This window comes from Chromobacterium phragmitis (genome assembly GCF_003325475.1).
Classification (GTDB): Bacteria; Pseudomonadota; Gammaproteobacteria; order Burkholderiales; family Chromobacteriaceae; genus Chromobacterium; species Chromobacterium phragmitis.
In genome coordinates this window covers 3,872,217-3,890,210 of sequence record NZ_CP029495.1, presented here as the reverse complement: position 1 = coordinate 3,890,210, position 17,994 = coordinate 3,872,217, and the positions used below count along the sequence as shown (strand labels likewise).

The 17,994-nt window shown below is 66.9% G+C and carries 11 protein-coding genes; 3 read left to right on the top strand and 8 right to left on the bottom strand.

What is annotated here, in order from left to right; translation table 11 throughout:
* Nucleotides 1-16: 16 nt before the first annotated feature.
* From DK842_RS18505 to DK842_RS18470, 8 genes are all read right to left on the bottom strand, one after another.
* Nucleotides 17-1,627 (bottom strand): MAC/perforin domain-containing protein, encoded by a 1,611-nt coding sequence (locus DK842_RS18505; RefSeq protein ID WP_168194921.1) that lies wholly within the window; start codon nucleotides 1,625-1,627, stop codon nucleotides 17-19.
* Nucleotides 1,628-1,768: 141 nt separating this feature from the next.
* Nucleotides 1,769-4,477 (bottom strand): nitrate reductase, encoded by a 2,709-nt coding sequence (locus DK842_RS18500; RefSeq protein WP_114062780.1) that lies wholly within the window; start codon nucleotides 4,475-4,477, stop codon nucleotides 1,769-1,771.
* A gap of 15 nt (nucleotides 4,478-4,492) precedes the next feature.
* A complete protein-coding gene (nirD, locus tag DK842_RS18495; RefSeq protein WP_114062779.1) occupies nucleotides 4,493-4,807 on the bottom strand; it encodes a nitrite reductase small subunit NirD in 315 nt (104 codons plus the stop codon).
* A 9-nt stretch (nucleotides 4,808-4,816) separates the two neighbouring features.
* Nucleotides 4,817-7,273 carry a nitrite reductase large subunit NirB gene (gene nirB, locus DK842_RS18490; RefSeq protein ID WP_232538521.1) on the bottom strand — a complete coding sequence of 819 codons (2,457 nt, stop codon included), beginning with the start codon at nucleotides 7,271-7,273 and terminating at the stop codon, nucleotides 4,817-4,819.
* A gap of 21 nt (nucleotides 7,274-7,294) precedes the next feature.
* Nucleotides 7,295-8,497, bottom strand: a complete 1,203-nt coding sequence (locus tag DK842_RS18485) for a nitrate/nitrite transporter (RefSeq protein WP_114062778.1) — start codon at nucleotides 8,495-8,497, stop codon at nucleotides 7,295-7,297.
* Between the two features lie 233 nt (nucleotides 8,498-8,730).
* Nucleotides 8,731-9,855 (bottom strand): CmpA/NrtA family ABC transporter substrate-binding protein, encoded by a 1,125-nt coding sequence (locus DK842_RS18480; RefSeq protein ID WP_114063798.1) that lies wholly within the window; start codon nucleotides 9,853-9,855, stop codon nucleotides 8,731-8,733.
* A 9-nt stretch (nucleotides 9,856-9,864) separates the two neighbouring features.
* Complete coding sequence (locus tag DK842_RS18475; RefSeq protein ID WP_114063797.1) at nucleotides 9,865-10,455, bottom strand: ANTAR domain-containing response regulator; 591 nt, start codon at nucleotides 10,453-10,455, stop codon at nucleotides 9,865-9,867.
* A 99-nt stretch (nucleotides 10,456-10,554) separates the two neighbouring features.
* Complete coding sequence (locus DK842_RS18470) at nucleotides 10,555-12,057, bottom strand: alanine/glycine:cation symporter family protein (RefSeq protein ID WP_114062777.1); 1,503 nt, start codon at nucleotides 12,055-12,057, stop codon at nucleotides 10,555-10,557.
* 273 nt (nucleotides 12,058-12,330) lie between these two features.
* Between DK842_RS18470 and DK842_RS18465 the strand changes: the two genes are divergently transcribed.
* The 3 genes from DK842_RS18465 to DK842_RS18455 all read left to right on the top strand — a co-directional run bounded on the left by DK842_RS18465 (nucleotide 12,331) and on the right by DK842_RS18455 (nucleotide 17,965).
* A complete protein-coding gene (locus tag DK842_RS18465; protein WP_114062776.1) occupies nucleotides 12,331-12,657 on the top strand; it encodes a hypothetical protein in 327 nt (108 codons plus the stop codon).
* A 291-nt stretch (nucleotides 12,658-12,948) separates the two neighbouring features.
* A complete protein-coding gene (locus tag DK842_RS18460; RefSeq protein WP_114062775.1) occupies nucleotides 12,949-14,394 on the top strand; it encodes an alkaline phosphatase family protein in 1,446 nt (481 codons plus the stop codon).
* Between the two features lie 64 nt (nucleotides 14,395-14,458).
* Entirely contained in the window at nucleotides 14,459-17,965 is a 3,507-nt protein-coding gene (locus DK842_RS18455; RefSeq protein ID WP_114062774.1) for a pyruvate formate lyase family protein, read from the top strand.
* Nucleotides 17,966-17,994: the final 29 nt, after the last annotated feature.

Sequence of the window (17,994 nt, the reverse complement as noted above, 5' to 3'; positions counted from 1 at the left end):
CCCGGTCAGGCCTGGATCACAGCTTGGCCATCAACGCTTCCATGCCCTGATGCTGGCTGAGCACGGTCTTCATCTCCTGCGTGGACGCGATCGCGCTGGTCTTCACGCATGCGACGCTGCCGCGCAGGCGCTCGATGTCGCCGGCATTGGGCGGGTTGTTGTAATTCGGCACGCCGACGAAGCAAGACGACGCCACCGCGCCCCCCGCGCCCGGCTGCCACAGGCTGACATCCTTGCGCGCGCCGGTGCCCTTATCCCACCACACTCGGTTTTGCAGCGTCTGCACGTCCGCGCACAGGCTTTGATGCACGCAGACATAGTCCGGCAGATTGGGCGGGTTATAACCGCTGGTGGCCAGCATCATCACATCGCCCAGCGTCCGGTAGCCCTGCGGCGGAATGGCGCGCCAGCACGCGTAGTCCTTGGACTTGCCGGAGCCGGCGTCGTCCCACACCCGCTGCCAGCCCACCGGCGCTTTCAGCACGCCCAGATCGAACAGATCCTTGAAAATGGGCGCATGGCCATCCGCCACGCTGGCGTGGTTGCGCTGGCCGAACTGGCCCACCATCTTGTAGCCGTTGGAGGTGCTGGGATTGAACACCGCCAGATCTTCCGACGCGCCGGAGCCGCTGTCCTCCCCGGCCTTCACCATCGGCGGCCGCGCGTCCATCAGCAGCACCTTGTCCACCTTGGGGATGGACTGCTGCGACTGCTTCATGAACTCGGGGAAGGCATCCTCCAGCTCGGCGCGGCGCTCGGGCTTGTCTGCCAGCGCCCAGATCGGCTGCAGGCTTTCGGTGGAAAAGTCCATCAGCGTCGCGTAGTCGAGCAACGATTCCGCCCATTGCGAGAACGCCAGCTGAGAATCCGGGCCATGCAGGATGCGGTCGGTCATGCCCGGCTTGCCGCCGGTGGCGGTGAGGCGGATGGTGGAGTTGCTGCGGAAACTGTTGACCTGCTTCTCCATTTCCGAGCCGTGCTCGATCTTGATCTCGCCCACCAGCGCCTTGTAGGACATTTCGGCAGTGGTGGACAACGATTCGCTGCTCTCCATCTTCAAGGTTTTGCTCGCCGCGCTGTAGTCCAGCCGGCCGCCCACCGCGGCCTCGGACACGTAATACGGGCCGTAGCGCCTGAACAGCTCCATGGCCGGCATATTGGGATTGTTCAGGTCGTCGCGGAAATCGCGGCGCAGCATGGCGCGCAGCGAAGCCGCGCCCGGCAGGCTGATGTACCACAGCACATGGGATTCGCGGGTGGCGCTGTAGGTGATTTCGGTCAGTTGCTGGTCGGTGGTGGTGAAGTCCACATTCAGCGAAGCGCTGAACAGCTTGTAGCGGCCGGAGACGCCCACGTGCTGGCCCATTTTTTCCCGATATTCTTCGATTTCCTTGCTGACATCCTGCTTGAAGTCGGAATGGAAATAGGTATGGACGTGCATCACGCGCGGGAAGGTGTAGCTGCGGTTTTCGATCTCGATGGTGTCCAGCTCGCTGCCGAAATCGAACAAGGGCTGGCCAAGCAGGCTTTCCGGGCTGGCGTACAGTCCGTTCACGTCATAACCCATGCCCATGGAGGTGACGCCGGGGAGGTTGCCAAGCTGTCCTGCATTTGCTGCGGATGCCATGGAAAGTCCTTTCGTTGCGTTATAATCGAATGGCATTTTTTGAAACGCCATCGGATATATAGCGCCTCCGCCTCCCTGCCGCCGCTGGCCCTCCTGTCAGTAAAACTACGGAACTCGTCTCAATCAAAACCGAAGCCGGCCTCAGGCCAATTGGCCGCAGTCCGCGGCCAGCCTTGCCAATTCCGGCCCGCAAGAGCCGCAAACCGTGCCGCAACCCAGTTCCGCCTTCAGCGCCGTCAAGCTTAGCCCCCGCTCCAACTCCGCGCGTATCGCCGCCTCGCCCACCTGCTTGCACTGGCACACCAGGCGATCCTGCTTCCTCTCCGGCCCTTGCCGCGGCGCGAAGGCCGCCAGCTTGGCACCTGGCCATGGCTCGCCACCCAGCAACCATTGCAACAGCCGCTCGCCCGCCTCGCGCTCGGTGTGGCCGCCGCCGGCGAAGACCAAGCCCCGCAGGCTGTCGCCGCGCCAGGCGACCCGCTTGAGCACGCCGCGCCGTTCGTCCCGGTACTCCAGCGTATCCGGGCCAGGCGTCAGCGCCAGCTCGGCCAGCAGCCGGGCCAGCCATTCCGGCCGGGGCGACGCGTCGGCGGCGCGCAGCAGCAGCGCGTCCGGCGCCGCCAATGAAACAGCCGCATAGGCCATCTCTCCCAACAAGGGCGCCAGCCTCGCCTGTAAGGCCGGCAAATCCGGATGGCGCAGCGCGGCCAGCACCCGCCATGGCAGTTCGGCTTTTTCCACTTTCACCGCCGCGTGCTTCAGCTCTGGCTGGAACGACAGGCCGTCCACCGCCGAGGCGGCCACTTCGTTGCCGCCGCCGCTGTTGAGGAATTGCCGGCACCAGTGCATGGCGATGAACACGCAGCCCCGAGCCAGATCGGCGTCGGTTTTCAGCGGCAATGCCAGGTGGCCGCGCTTGCTGGCGACGCGCACCAGGTCGCCATCGCGCAAATTCCGCCGCTCGGCGTCCTCAGGGTGCATGCGCAGCTCCGGTTCCGGGCTATGGGCGAACAGGCCGGGCACGCGCCCGGTGCGGCTCATGCCGTGCCACTGGTCGCGCAGGCGGCCGCTGATCAGCCTGAACGGATAATGGGCCGATATCTTGTCCGCAGGCGGTTGGTAGTCGATGGCGTGAAAACGCGCGCGGCCGCTGTCGGTGGCGAACACGCCGTCCTCGTAGCGCCGCGCCTGGCCCGCTGCCTGGCCGGCCGGCAGCGGCCACTGCTGCGGGCCCTTTTCATCCAACAGCGCGTAATCCAGGCCGCCCATGTCCAGATCGCGGCCCACGGTCAGCGCGCGGTGCTCGTCGAACACTTGGCCGGCATGGACGTAGGCGAAATGGTCGGCCTCGCCCGGGTGCAGCCGCGCCGCCAGCCGCCGGCCAAACTCGGCTGCGATCCAGCCGTCCGCCCGCGCCTCGCCCGGCGGCTGGGCAGCCGCCCGCACCCGGCTGACGCGGCGTTCTGAATTGGTGACCGTGCCCTCTTTCTCGCCCCAGCTGGCTGCCGGCAGCAGGATGTCGGCGAAGGCGGCGGTGTCGGTATTGGCAAAGGCGTCCTGCACCACCACCAGCTCCGCCCGGCCCAAAGCCTCGCGCACGCGCGGCAGGTCCGGCATCGAATGCGCCGGGTTGGTGCAGACGATCCATACCGCCTTGATGTCGCCCTTTGCCAGCGCCTCGAACATTTCCACCGCCGGCAGGCCAGGGCGCGGCGACAGCCTGTTCTCCGGCACGCCCCAGTGCGCGGCCACTTCGCGCCGGTGCTCGGGATTGGCGATGTCGCGGTGCGCGGCCAGCATGGTGGCCATGCCGCCCACCTCGCGCCCGCCCATCGCGTTGGGCTGGCCGGTCAGCGAAAACGGCCCGGCGCCCGGCCGGCCGATCTGCCCCGTCGCCAAGTGCAGATTGATCAGCGCCAGGTTCTTGGCCGTGCCCTGGCTGGACTGGTTCAGGCCCATGCAGTACAGCGACAGGCTGGCCGGGCTGCGGCCGAACCATTCGGCGGCGGTGACGATGTCCTCGGCGCGCACGCCGCAAATCTCCGCCGCCATTTTGGGCGTGTAGTCGCGGACCATGCGCTTGAGCGCGTCGAAGCCCTCGGCATGGGCGGCGATGTAGCTCTCGTCGATCAGCCCTTCCCAAACCAGGTGGTGCAGCATGCCGTGGAACAGCGCCACGTCGGTGCCGGGCTGGATCTGCAGGTGCAAATCGGCCATCGCCGCGGTGTCGGTGCGGCGCGGGTCGACGACGATCCAGCGCGCGTCGGGCCAATCCCGCCGGGCGTCTTCCAGCCGGCGGAACAGCACCGGGTGGGCGTAGGCCATATTGCTGCCGGCGAACAGCACGCAGCCGGCGGATTCCAGGTCTTGGTAACAGGTGGGCGGGCCGTCCGCGCCGAAGGCCATCTTGTAGGCGGTGACGGCGCTGGACATGCATAGCCGGGAATTGGTGTCGATATTGTTGGTGCCAGCCACGCCCTTGGCCAGCTTGTTGAACAGATAGTAATCCTCGGTCAACAGCTGACCGGACGCGTAAAACGCCACCGCGTCCGGGCCATGGCGGCGGATGATGTCGGCGAAACGGTCTGCCGCCGCATCCAGCGCCGGGGCCCAGCCGACGCGCCGGCGCGCCGTCCCTCTGTCCATCCGCATCTCGGGAAACAAGGCGCGGCCGCTGTCGCTGGCGGCGCTGGCCGCCAGATGGAGGCCCTTGCTGCATAGCCGGCCGTAATTGGCCGGATGGTCCGGATCGCCTCGCACGCCGGTGATGCGGCCATTCTCGCTTTCTATCAACACGCCGCAGCCGACGCCGCAATAGCAGCAGGTGGACCGGGTTTCCGTCTTGGCCATCGCTCCCCCTCCCCGCTACAGGGCCAGCCACACCGCGCCGTTTTCCAGCCGGGCGGAAAAGCGGCGCGCGCAGCCGTGGTCCGGCGCCTGCGCCTCCCCGCTGGCCAAGTCTATGCTCCAGCCGTGCAGCGGACAGGCCACCGCGCGGCCGTGCACCATGCCCTGGCTGAGCGGGCCGCCCTTGTGCGGGCAGCGGTCCAACAGCGCGAACACCTGATCGTCGTGGGTGCGGAACAGCGCGATGTCGCCGCCCTCCCGCGCCAACACGCGGCTGCCTTGCGCCGGAATATCGTCCAGCGCGCACACTTTCACCCAGTTTTCTCGATTCATGCCGCTCTCCTAGGCTTCCACCGCGATGGGAATGAACTCGCGTTTCTGCGCGCCGGCAACTCGCGCCGCCCACGGGTCGGGCAGGCCCTGCAAGGAAAACAGCAGCCGCTGATGCAGCGCGCGGCGGTTGTCGGCGTCGTCCACCACGCGGGCCTTGATGTAGTCCAGGCCGACGCGGGCGATGTAATGGACGGTGCGGTCCAGGTAATAGGCCTCCTCGCGGTACAGCTGCAGAAAGGCGCCGCTGTATTCCTTCACCTCTTCCGCCGTCCTCACTTTGCACAGGAATTGCGCCACCTCGGTCTTGATGCCGCCGTTGCCGCCCACATACAATTCCCAGCCCGACTCCACCGCGATCACGCCCACGTCCTTGATGCCGGCCTCGGCGCAGTTGCGCGGGCAGCCGGATACCGCCAGCTTGACCTTGTGCGGGCTCCACATATTGGCCAGCATGGTTTCCAGGTCTATCCCCATCTGGGTGCTGTTCTGGGTGCCGAAGCGGCAGAACTCGCTGCCGACGCAGGTCTTCACCGTGCGGATGGACTTGCCGTAGCCGTGGCCGGACTTCATGCCCAGATCCCGCCAGACATCGACTAGGTCTTCTTTCTTGATTCCCAACAAATCGATGCGCTGGCCGCCGGTGACCTTGAGCATCTTCACCCGGTATTTGTCGGCGACATCGGCGATGCGGCGCAGCTCGTCGGCGGTGGTCACGCCGCCCTTCATCTGCGGAATCACCGAGAAGGTGCCGTCTTTCTGGATGTTGGCGTGCGCCCGCTCGTTGATGAAGCGGCTCTGCGGATCGTCCGCCGCCTCGTGCGGCCAGGTGGACAGCAGGTAGTAGTTGATCGCCGGCCTGCAGCTGGCGCAGCCGTTGGGCGTGCGCCACTCCAGAAAGTGGAACACTTCGGCATGGGTCAGCAGATGGTGATCGCGTATCGCCTTGCGCAGCTCGGCGTGGCTGTGGCCGGTGCAGCCGCACACCGCCTTGGTCTTGGGCGTTTCCTGGAAGCTGGAGCCCACCACGCTCATCAGGATCTGCTCCACCAGGCCGGAGCAGGAGCCGCAGGAACTGGCCGCCTTGGTGTGCTTCTTCACTTCGTCCAGCGTGAACAGGCCCTGGTCCTGGATCGCCTTGACGATGGTCCCCTTGCACACGCCGTTGCAGCCGCAGACTTCGTCTTCGTCCTTCATCGCGGCGGCGCGGCTCTGGCCTTGCACGCCGACATCGCCGATGGCGGATTCGCCGAACATCAGCGTGTCGCGCAGGTCGGCCACGCCGCGGCCCTCGCGCAGCAGCTTGAAATACCAGGCGCCGTCGCTGGTGTCGCCGTACAGGCAGACGCCGGCCAGCTTGTCGCCGCGCAACACCAACTTCTTGTAGACGCCGCCGGCCAGATCGGAGAGCACGATCTCGTCGCAGCCGTCGCCGCCCATGAAGTCGCCGGCGGAGAACAGGTCGATGCCGGTCACCTTCAGCTTGGTGGACGATACCGAGCCCTGATAACGGGCGATGCCCAGCCGCGCCAGATGGTTGGCGCATACCTTGGCCTGCTCGAACAGCGGCGCCACCAGCCCATAAGCCACGCCGCGGTGGCTGGCGCACTCGCCGACGGCGTAGATGCGCGGGTCCGAAGTCTGCAAGGTGTCGTCCACCGCCACGCCGCGGCTGCAATGCAGGCCGGCGGCCTCGGCCAGCGCGGCGTTGGGGCGGATGCCCACCGCCATCACCACCAGCCCGGCCGGAACCTCCTCGCCGTCGCTGAAGCGGGCCGCCCGCACCCGCCCCCGGCCGTCGTCCAGCAGCGCGGCGGTTTGCCGCCCCAGCAGGAAACGGATGCCGCGCGCCTCCAGCGCCCGGCGCAGCAGCTCGCCGGCCTGGCGGTCCAGCTGGCGCTCCAACAGCCAGTCGGCCAGATGCGCCACCGTCACCTCCATGCCGCGCAGCCTGAGCCCGTTGGCCGCCTCCAGCCCCAGCAGGCCGCCGCCAATCACCAGCGCCTGTCCGCCCTGGGCCGCCGCGGCAATCATGTACTCGGTGTCGGCGATGTCGCGGTAGCCGATCACGCCTGCCAGCTCCCTGCCCGGTATCGGCAGCATCACCGGCGACGAGCCCGTGGCCAGCAGCAGCCGGTCGTAGCCGGCGACGGTGCCGTCCTCGGCCGTGACTTCGCGCCGCGCGCGATCTATCGCGCTCACCCGCTTGTCCATATGCAGCGTGATGCCATGCTCCGCGTACCAGTCAAGCGGATTGAGGATGATGTCCTCGAACGCCTGTTCGCCGGCCAGCACCGGCGACAGCAGAATGCGGTTGTAGTTGGGATGGGGCTCGGCCCCGAACACCGTGATGTCGTACAGCGCCGGCGCCAGCGACAGCAGTTCCTCCAGCGCGCGCATGCCGGCCATGCCGTTGCCCACCACCACCAGCTTTTGCCTGGCCTGTTTTTTCAGCTCGGCCATGTCCATATCGATCTCCTTGCAGCCTGTTCACACCCGGGCGGCGGCGGCCGCCCAATCGTTGCGCCATTGCCGCTGCACGCCGGCCAGCCCCAGCCAGGCCAGCAAGCTCAGCACGGCGAACAGCCACAGGCCCGGCCCGTAGCCGCCGCTCGCCTGCTTGACCACGCCCAGGCCGGCCGCCAGCGCGAAGCCGCCGATGCCGCCGGCCATGCCCACCAACCCGGTCATCACCCCCAGCTCGCGGCCGAAGCGCAGCGGTACCAGCTGGAACACCGCGCCGTTGCCCGCGCCCAGGCACAACATGGCGGCGACGAACAGCCACAGCGCCCAGGCCGGGCCGCCGGCGTTCTGCGCGGCCGCGCCTATCAGCAACGCGCAGGCCAGGTATACCCCCGACAGAGAGCGGGTGCCGCCTAGCCTATCGGCCAGCATGCCGCCCAAGGGCCGCATCGCCGAGCCGGCGAACACGCAGGCGGCGGTGTAAAGGCCGGCGGTTTTGGCGTCGAAACCGAACTGGTCGTGAAAATAGCCGGGTAAGGCGCTGGCGAAGCCGGAGAATCCGCCGAAAGTCATCGCGTAAAAAAACATGAAGCACCAGGCGTCCCGCTCCCGCAGCACCGCCAGATAGTCGGCGACCCGCTTGGGCGGCGGCGCGGAAGGCGCCTCCCGCGCGCAAAAGGCATAAACCAGCAGCGCCAGCAGCAGCGGCAGGCACGCCAGGCCGAACACGTTCTGCCAGCCGTAGGCAGCGGCCAGCGCCGGCGCGAACAGCGCCGCCAGCACGGTGCCGGAATTGCCTGCTCCGGCAATGCCCATCGCCGTGCCCTGGTGGCGCGGCGGATACCAGCGCGAGGCCAGCGGCAGAGCGGCGGCGAAAGAGGCCCCGGCCACCCCCAGCAGCGCGCCAAGCGACAGCAGTCCCGCCAGGCTGGACACGTCCAGCGCCCACGCGCCGAACAGCGCGGCGACCACCACAACCTGCCCCAGCAGGCCGGCCCGCTTGGCGCCGATGCGGTCCACCAGCAGGCCCATCAGCGGCCGCAGCAGCGCGCCGGCCAGGATGGGCGTGGCCACAACGAAGCCTCGCTGCTGGGCGGATAGCTGCAGCGCGGCGGCGATGGGCACCTGCAGCGGCCCCAGCAGATACCACACCATGAAGCTCAGATCGAAGTACAGAAAGGCGGAAATCAGGGTGGGCCGGTGCCCGGCCTGCCAGAAGGTACGGTCCATGATCGCTCCCGGCACGCGAAATAATTCGCATGCAGATCGTCAAAACAAAACGGCGTCCTCTCCCGTATCAAAACAGGAGAGGACGCCGTTGTCCCTAAGGGCAATCACCTACGTTGGCGCTTGCCTACATGTCTGCCGGCGCGCCATTGCGCCAGCCTGCCCAAGCTACGCAAACCTCGTGCCAACTGAGAAAACTGATTTTCCGCCCAAACGGGCTCAAATGCTGCACCGCATCAGTGCGCAAACGCTGAATCCGCACCGCTTTTGGGCATGGCCAGCCCGGCCGGCGGCCAGGCCTGGCCGTCCATCAAGCGGCTGGCATAGCCATGCCCATCCAGCTCGGCCACTCCGCAACGCTCGGCCGCCTGACGATACAGATCGGTCCGGCACAATGCCTGCGCGATCTCAACCTCCCCATCGCCCTGCCACAAACCCCAGCGCCGAAATTGCCGCGCAAACCACAGGGCATCCGCCGGCCGCGGCGGATTGACCCTGCCATCGTCGAAAAAACGCAGCGGCGCGGCCTGCAATGGATGCGCCTGCCAGTGGCGCAGGATCAGCCGCGCAGGCACCCCCAGCCAGTCTTCTCCGGCCAGCCAGGCCGCCGCTTGCTCCTGGTTTTCCGCCTGATCCAGCCAGTGGCAGGCCAGCAACAGCGTTTCGATCAACGCGCCGGCAAGCTGAGGCTGCCGCTCCGCCAGTTCGCCGCGGCACAACAGCGCTTTTTCCGGATGATCCGGCCAGATGGACGCGCTGTCCGCCACCAGTCGGGAGCACCCTTGTTCCTCATTCACCGCATGCCAGGGCTCGCCGGCGCAAAAGCCGTCCAGCACCCGCTCCCGCATCGCCGCGCCCATCTGCGGCGGCGGAATCACCACGCAGCGGACATCGCGCAGCGGGTGCAGGCCCTGCGCCGCCAGCCAGTAATACAGCCACATCGCATGGGTGCCGGTGGGAAAGGTGTGCGCCAGCCGCAGCGGACGGCCGAGCCGATGGGCAATGCCGGCCAGGCTTTCTCCGCTCTTCCAGGCATCCGCCAACGCCGGGCTCAGGCTGATGCCCTGTCCGTTTCGGTTCAGCGTCAGCAGCAACGCCATGTCGCACTGCGGCCCGCCCAGCCCCAGCTGCATGCCGCAGGCCATGCCGTACAACGCGTGGGCGGCCTCCAGCTGCCCCGCCTGCAGCCTGTCGCGCAGCGCGCTCCATGACGGTTGCCGCACGGGCTCCAACAACAGGCCATTCAGACGATCCAGGCCCAAATGGCAAGCCACGGCCAGCGGCGCGCAATCGGTCAGCGGCAGAAAGCCGACGCGGACCCGCGCCAGGCGTTTGTCTTCGAAACGGATATCGGTTCGCATCATGGCCTCTCAGCCCAGCAGCTCGCTGGAGTGGATCAGTTGACGGGACAGCTCGGCCAGCCGCATGCCGGACTTCATCGCCTGGCCGCGCAGCAGCGCGTAAGCTTCCTCCTCGCTGATCTGGCGGCGTCGCATCAGGATGCCCTTGGCGCGCTCGATCAGCTTGCGCTCCGCCAATTGCCGTTCCGCATCCGCCAGCTTGCGTTTCAACCGGGCGTCCTCCTCGAACTGGACCCGCGCGGTGTCGATGATGGGCGCCAGCCGCGACGGCGCGACGTGATCGACGATATAAGCGGTGACGCCGGCGCGCAGCGCGGCCTGGATGGCGGGCATGCCGCCATGCTCGGCGAACATCACCACCGGCCTCGGAGCGGACTGATCCATCAGCGCCAGTTGCTCCAGCGTGTCTCTGGTGGGAGATTCGGTATCGACGATGATGATGTCCGGCCTCGATGACTCCGCCAGCCGCAGTAGCTCGGCCGCGCCGTCCGCCTGGGCAACGACCAGGTAGCCGGCGCTGGAGAAGGCGTCGCCCAGTTGCCGCATCGGCCGGTCGGTGTCGTTGACCAGCAGCAGCCGCAAAGTGTCGGAAGGTGGCATGGCGACATCCGCTTGATGGATCGCGACCAGCCAAGCAAGCGCCATGCCCGAAATGAAAAACGCCCGCGGAGCGGGCGTTTTGGCAGGAATATGGCTGGCTTAGCCGGATTTGGCCGAAGCAGGCTTGCCTTCCGGCCGCGGCGGGGAATGCTCAGCCGCCAGATTGTCCTCGGCGCGGCGGCCCGTCCAGTAGGCGGCATTGACGATGCCCAGCTTTTCCGGGTGGAACACCGGGTCCAGCCCTTGCGCTTTCTGCGACTCGTAATCGCGCAGGCAGGCCAGGGCCGGCTTTTGCATCATGATGATGGCGATGATGTTGAGCCAGGCCATCAGGCCGACGCCGATGTCGCCCAGGCCCCAGGCCAGGTCCGCCGTCTTCACCGTGCCGTAGACGGTGGCCGCCATCAAACCCACCTTCAAAACGAACACCAGCCAGGGGCGCTTCATCTTGCGGTTGATGAAGGCGACGTTGGTTTCGGCGATGTAGTAGTACGCGATGATGGTGGTGAAGGCGAAGAAGAACAGCGCCAGCGCGACGAATATCGAGCCGAAGCCAGGCATGATGCTCTCCATCGCGGTCTGCACATAGCCAGGACCGGCGGCCACGCCGGCGATGCCGGTGTACAGCGCCGCGCCGTCCGGCCCCTGCACATTGTACTGGCCGGTGATCAACAGCATGAAGGCGGTGGCGGAACAGACGAACAGGGTGTCGATGTACACCGAGAACGCTTGCACCAGGCCCTGCTTGGCCGGGTGGCTGACCGCCGCCGCGCTGGACGCGTGCGGGCCGGTGCCCTGGCCGGCTTCGTTGGAATAGATCCCGCGCTTGACGCCCCACTGGATGGCGAAGCCCAGCACCGCGCCCATGCCCGCCTCAAAACCGAAGGCGCTCTTGAAGATCAGCGCCACCACGCCCGGCAGCTGCTCGATGTTGAGCGCGATCACCACGCAGGCCACGATGATGTAGCCCAGCGCCATGAAAGGCACCACCGCCCCCGCGAACACCGCGATGCGCTTGACGCCGCCGAAAATGATGAAGCCCAGCATGATGGCCAGCACGGCGGCCGTCACCGTGGGCGCGATGCCGAAGGCCGACTGCATCGAATTGGCGATGGAATTGGCCTGGATGCCGGGCAGCATCACGCCGGTGGCCACCACGGTGGTCAGCGCGAACAGCCAGGCATACCACTTCATGCCCAAGCCCTTCTCGATGTAGAAAGCCGGACCGCCGCGGTACTGGCCGTCTATCTTCTCCTTGTACACCTGGCCCAACGTGGACTCGACGAAGGCGGAGCTGGCGCCGAGGAAGGCCACCAGCCACATCCAGAACATCGCGCCCGGCCCGCCGAAGGTGATGGCGGTGGCCACGCCGGCGATATTGCCGGTCCCCACCCGCCCCGCCAGCGTCATCGCCAGCGCCTGGAACGACGACACGCCGGCGCTGCTGCTCTCGCGGTTGAACATCAAGCGCAGCATTTCCTTGAAATGCCGCATCTGCAGAAAGCGAGTGCGCAGCGAAAAATACAGTCCCACGCCCAGGCACAGATAAATCAGCGCCGGACTCCAAACCACGCCATTGATGGCGTTGACCAACTCCTCCATGGGTTCTCCTTTGTCAGCGAAGAGGCGCAATCGGCTTGTTGTTTTATTCCTGCCGCCGATTGTCTGACCGAACCCGCAAGATAATGGGCATAACTGGAAATTTGCCAGCCGGTTAACTGTAAAATAAAGTAAATATGCAATAGTCACATATCAAGCGCCCGCGCAAACCCGCGCCAGGACTGGGAAAACGCCGGCCATGCCCGCTCGCCGGGCCGAAGCGCGAGCCGTGGTATAGTGTGCCCCTTCCGCACCGTTTCGCACGAAAGTCCCGCCATGCTCTCACCCGCCCGCCTGTCCGCTTGCCTGCTTGCCCTCGCGCTGTGCGCCTGCCAGCCGCCGCAGCGCATCCAGGCCAGCTACCACTGCGAGGACCAGATACTGTTCCGTTTCGACCGCCGCACGCAGACAGTGGAAATCGCGCGCGGCGACGAGCGCTTCCAGGGCTATATGGATGAGAAGGGACTGTTGACCTGGCCGAAGCCGTTGGCTGGCAAGTCGCTGCCCGACAGCTTTTACATCTCCCGCAAAACGCCTGACCAAATGAAGCTGTACGGCGGTTTCGCCGGCACGGGCAAAGTCTGCGCGCTAGACCCCGCCTGACCCGCTCCGCCCTCAGGGCGCGCCGCCGCGCCCTCTCCCTCGCCTTCTCCGTTCTTGTCCCCCCATTCCGCATGGTCTATCACTCAAGGCACACGCCATAAATGATATTGGCAATTCAAATAGCCAATTAAACCCATATGAAATTCTACGTAGCCGCAAGCGAAGAAGGAAGCGCTTCGCCTCAAGCGACTGCCTCATCCGGTTCCCTGCGCCACAGCACGCCCGTCTCATCCGCGCCAACATCGCCCAGGCAAGCCATTCCCGCAACGCAACGCTGAAAGGAACGCCGCCATGCCCAATCAACTCGGCGCCATTGAGCACGTCGTGGTACTGATGCTGGAAAACCGCTCGTTCGACCATATGCTGGGCTATCTATACGCCGACACCCCTCCGCGAGACGGCCAGCCTTTCGACGGCCTGAGCGGCAGCGAATACAATATGGACGCCAATGGCAACGAGGCGCCGGTATTCCGCATCCGTCCGGATACGCCGCATGCCTACTACATGCCCGGCGCCGACCCCGGCGAAGGCTACAAGGCCACCAACTCCCAGCTGTTCGGCTCCATCAACGCGCCAAGCGAGCCGCCGCAAGCCGCCAACACCGGGTTCGCCAAGGATTTCGCCTATACGCTGGGCTGGGAAAGCCGGGAGCGGCCCGACGAAATCATCCCAGGCGCCCAAGCGAACTGGATCATGGGCTGCTACTCGCCGGAAACGCTGCCCATCCTGTCCGCCCTGGCGCGCGGCTATGCGGTATGCGACCAATGGTTCGGCTCCGTGCCCACCGAAACCATGCCCAACCGCGCCTTCGCGCTGGCCGCCACCTCGCAAGGCCATATGGACGACCACAGCCATTCGTTCACCTGTCCCAGCATCTTCGGCCGGATGAGCGACGCGGGACTGGACTGGCGCATCTACGGCTACAACGCGCCGCCCTTGACGCGCCACAACTTCCCGGACACCACCGACGCCGATGAATCCCATTTCGGCCTGTTCAGCAACTTCGTCGACGACGCCCGCGCCGGCAAGCTGCCGGCCTTCACCTTTCTGGAACCCTGTTGGTCCGGTCCGGAACAGAACGACCAGCATCCGGTTTCCGACGTATCCGCCGGCGAACGGCTGATACGCGACGTCTACTACGCGGTCCGCTCCAACGCCGACGCCTGGAACCAAACGCTGCTCATCATCACCTACGACGAGCACGGCGGCTGTTACGACCACGTGGCGCCGCCCTGGACCGCCTGCGCGCCCGACGCTTCCATCGGCGAATTCGGCTTCGCCTTCAACCGCTTCGGACCGCGCGTGCCCACCGTGCTGGTTTCGCCCCGGATCCAGGCCGGCACCGTGTTCCGCCTGCCCGCGGGCGACACCCCGCTTGACCACACCTCGACGCTGAAGACCTTGCAGACGCGCTGGCCGCAGATCAAGCCGCTGACAGCCCGCGACGCCGCCGCACGCGACATCGGCGGCGCGCTGACCCTCGCCGCGCCGCGCGCCGACGATCCGCTGCTGGGCGTCGCCGCGCCGACCTCTCCCGGCGGCAGCCCCTTCCCCGACCGGGCCACCCATCTGCAGCGGCTGCAAGCCTCCATGCTGTCCCGCCAGCCGGTGGCGGATGACAACGGCGGCAGCCATCACGCGATGCCGCAGCTGGACACCAGCTCCGACTACCACCGCTACATCTGGCGACGCTACCAGCAATGGAGCGGCCAACGCCGCGACAGGGGCCGCGGCTAGGCGCTTTACCGACGGGCGCGGCATCCTGGCCGCGCCTTTTTCCTTCCCTCCGGAGGAGCACGACATGTTCATCGACATCATCAAGGGCGCGCAGCGCGGCCTGCCCATGCGCGCGCTGTTCGGCCAGACCGCCACGCTGTATCTGAGGCAGCAGGACGCCGCCTCCCGCGACGCCGTGCTGGCGCTGGTCCGCGAGCTGGCCCAGGCGGCGGACCAGGCTCCGCAGCCCAGCGGCCTCGTCGCCGCCTTCTCGCCGGAACTGTGGGGGCGCTGGGAAAACCGGGAGATCCCGGTCAGCCGCCGCGTGCTCGACCACTCTCCCAAGCTTCGCGACAGCGGCGGCGACGTGTTCCTGTTTCTGAAAACGCCCGATATCGCCATCGCGGAACGGCTGCTCGCGGACTTCCGCGCGAAGCTGGAAGCGCTGGCCAGCCGGGTGGAAATCCTGGCCGTTGGCAAACGCGCGGATGGCCGGGTGATAGGCGGCCGCTACCTGGACGGCATCACCAACCCGTCCGACCCGGTCAGCATGGCCGAAGACATCCTGCTGGACGGCCCCTATCGCGGCGCGGCCTTCGGTTTCACCCAGAAATTCCTGTTTGATTGGAAGGCCATCGCGGCGCTGGCGCCTGACGCCGAAGACGCGATGCTGGGCCGCAATCCCGCCGGCGCTGTGCTGCCGCAAGGGCCCGGCGATGCCCACATCCACCGCGCCCACTTCCTCGACGAGGACGGCGACAACCGGAAGCTGCTGCGTCAGGCGCTGCCTTTCGGCGAACAGGCCGGCCACCCCGCCCGCGAACAGGGATTGATGTTCGTCGCCTTCTGCAACCAGCAGCCGCGCTTCGAGAAAATCCTGCACCGGCTGATGGGCGAAATGCCGGAGCGTCCGATAGACCGGCTGATGGACCTGGTCCAAGGCGTATCCGGCGGCTACTGGTACGTGCCTGCGGCCGCCGAACTGGGCGTTTCCGCCGCCGATGGCCGCATGGCCGCCGAAGAGGATCCTCATTGGCAGGTCCGCAGCGCCAACGGCTACATGTTCTACAACGCCCAGGACTATCTGCACCAAATGGCGGATGGCCGCTACCTGCCGGGCGACCCGCCATCGCCGCGGCTGTTGTCGCTGCTGGGGCGCGCCTTCTCCCACTGGAACGACGGCTGGCTGCGTCGCCGCCCCTTCCCCAGGCTGCCCCATCTGTCCGCGCTGGCAGCCCCTGGAGAGGTGCCCGTGCTGACCGCGCCGGCCCAGCTGCGCAAGGGTTTGGCAAACCGGAAAACGCTGGCCGAGCTGCTGTCCTCGCCCGATTCCGAGCCGGCCCGGCAGGGCCAGTTGCTGCGCATCCATCCCAAGGAATTGCTGGTGGGCGTGATTCCGGACTTCACGCTGGGCCGCGGCAAGGAGGTGGTGCCCTATCTGAGCGAGGAGGAAACGGTTTCCGCCTGGCTAAAGGCGGAGCTGAACGAATGGTCGGCGATGGGCCACGTGGTGCCGGACTACCAGAAGCTGGTGGAGCAAGGCCTGGGCGGCTTGCTGGACGACCTTCGCGCGCGCCAGTCCCTGCCGGGCCTGTCCGCCAAGCAGGCGGACTTCTATCAATCGGCGATCTGGTCGCTGGAAGGCGCGCAAGCCTACCTGCGCAACTGGGCCGCGCTGGCCGAGCGGGCGGCCGAGCGCGCCGGCCATCCGGACGACGCCGCCAATATGCGAGAGATCGCGCAAAGGCTGCTCCGGCTGGCGACGGACAAGCCGGCCAGCTTCCATGACGGCGTCCAGCTGATCTACTCCTTCCATTGCTGTCTGCACCTGCTGGGCGAGCTGACCTCGCTGGGCCGGCTGGACCAGATTCTCTGGCCGCTGCTGCGCGACCACCCCGTCGACGAGGCCCGCGCCCAGGAAATCATCGACTGCCTGTGGCTGAAGATAGGCGAAAACGCCTTCGTCAATCGCGCCGACATCACCGATTATGTCAACTACGGCACCACCGCGGTCTGCGGCCTGGGCGGCAACTTCCCGCAAGGCGGCGGCATCAACCAGTGGGTGCAGCAAATCACCGTGGGCGGCTACGTGGCCAACGACGACGCGGAGCCGACTGGCGGCGTCAACCCGGTCACCCTGCTGTGCCTGAAGGCGGCTCGGCGCATCCCGGTCAACGCGCCCACCCTGTCGCTGCGCGTCTACAAGGACATGCCGCAGGAGGCGCTGGACGCGGCGGCGGCATCGCTGCTGGCGGGCGGCGCCCATCCCATCCTCTATCAGGACGACAGGCTGTGCGAAGCGCTGCGCCGCTCCGGCTCTCAAGTCAGCCTGCGCTGGGCGCGCGACTACGCGGCGGACGGCTGCTACGAGCCCATGCTGGCGGGCGCCACCGAGTTCGCCTTCGCCAATGTCGCGCCGCTGTCGGCGCTGGAGCAGGCGCTGAACCAGGGGGCGGCCTACGGCGAAGCCGGGCCTGTCTACCTGCGCGGGCTGAAGCAAACCTTCCGCTCGCCGCCCGCGTCCGCGCTGGATAGTTTCGAAGCGCTGCAGCGGCAGTTCCTCAGCCAACTGGAGTGGCTGGTGCTCCAGACCTACAACGTCATCCTGGGCAATTACGGCAACCTGGCCGGCATCTGCCCCAGTCCGATGCTGTCCACGCTGATAGACGGCTGCATCGAATCCGGGCGCGACCTCACCGACGCCGGCGCGCGCTTCCACATGATCGCGCCGCTGTGCGTGGGAGTGTCGAACACCATCGACTCTCTGTACGCGATCAAGAAATTGGTTTACGACCGCGACAGCGCCATCGCCACATTGCCCGAGCTGGTGGACTGCCTGGTCAACGACTGGGGCTACGCGCTGATCGAGCCCTATCAGAACCAGTTGATGGGTCCCGCTGACGCCGCCGCCCGCGCGCTCAAGTACCAGGAGTGGAGGGACGCCGCGCTGGCGCTGCCCAAGTGGGGCAGCGGCCATCCCGAGGTGGACGCGCTGGGCGCCTGGTTGATGGAAAACCTGGTGGGCTTGTGCGTGGACGCCATCCGCCATCCCCACCCCGCGCTGAAGCCCGCACTGGACGGCATCGCCCAGAACTACGGCGCGTTCGAATTCGTCGTCACGCCGGGCATCGGCACGTTCGAGGGCTACGTCGGCGACGGCTTGTCCTTCGGCGCCAGCGCGGACGGCCGCCGCAATGGCATGCCCATCGCCTCCGACCTGTCTCCGGCGCCCGCCCCGCAAGACCTGCCCCCCGCTCCGGCTTTCCGCAACATGAACCAGGCGCTGCGCAGCTGGCGGGTAGACGCCATCGAGTACGGGCTGTCCAACGCGTCGCCGGTGGACATGAACATCGCGGAGGACTTTCCGCTGGACGCGCTCAAACGCTTCGTCCGCGCTTACGCGCAAGGCGAAACCGGTTCCAACCTGGTCACGCTCACCTGCGCCGACCCCGCCACTTACCAGGCGGCCGGACAAGATCCGGAGCGCTACAACCTGGTCCGGGTCAGGATGGGCGGCTGGACCGAGTTCTACTCGGTGATGTTCCCCATGCACCAGGAGCAGCACCAACGGCGGCAGTTCTTCACCCCCTGATCCCCTTCGCGCCGCGGTCCGTCCGCGGC

Excerpts from the sequence above, each read along its gene's own strand:
- DK842_RS18465 (WP_114062776.1), top strand. The coding sequence starts at position 12,331 with ATGCTCTCACCCGCCCGCCTGTCCGCTTGCCTGCTTGCCCTCGCGCTG.
- DK842_RS18505 (WP_168194921.1), bottom strand. The coding sequence starts at position 1,627 with ATGGCATCCGCAGCAAATGCAGGACAGCTTGGCAACCTCCCCGGCGTC.
- DK842_RS18500 (WP_114062780.1), bottom strand. The coding sequence starts at position 4,477 with ATGGCCAAGACGGAAACCCGGTCCACCTGCTGCTATTGCGGCGTCGGC.
- nirD (WP_114062779.1), bottom strand. The coding sequence starts at position 4,807 with ATGAATCGAGAAAACTGGGTGAAAGTGTGCGCGCTGGACGATATTCCG.
- DK842_RS18455 (WP_114062774.1), top strand. The coding sequence starts at position 14,459 with ATGTTCATCGACATCATCAAGGGCGCGCAGCGCGGCCTGCCCATGCGC.
- DK842_RS18485 (WP_114062778.1), bottom strand. The coding sequence starts at position 8,497 with ATGGACCGTACCTTCTGGCAGGCCGGGCACCGGCCCACCCTGATTTCC.
- DK842_RS18480 (WP_114063798.1), bottom strand. The coding sequence starts at position 9,855 with ATGCGAACCGATATCCGTTTCGAAGACAAACGCCTGGCGCGGGTCCGC.
- DK842_RS18475 (WP_114063797.1), bottom strand. The coding sequence starts at position 10,455 with ATGCCACCTTCCGACACTTTGCGGCTGCTGCTGGTCAACGACACCGAC.
- nirB (WP_232538521.1), bottom strand. The coding sequence starts at position 7,273 with ATGGACATGGCCGAGCTGAAAAAACAGGCCAGGCAAAAGCTGGTGGTG.
- DK842_RS18470 (WP_114062777.1), bottom strand. The coding sequence starts at position 12,057 with ATGGAGGAGTTGGTCAACGCCATCAATGGCGTGGTTTGGAGTCCGGCG.
- DK842_RS18460 (WP_114062775.1), top strand. The coding sequence starts at position 12,949 with ATGCCCAATCAACTCGGCGCCATTGAGCACGTCGTGGTACTGATGCTG.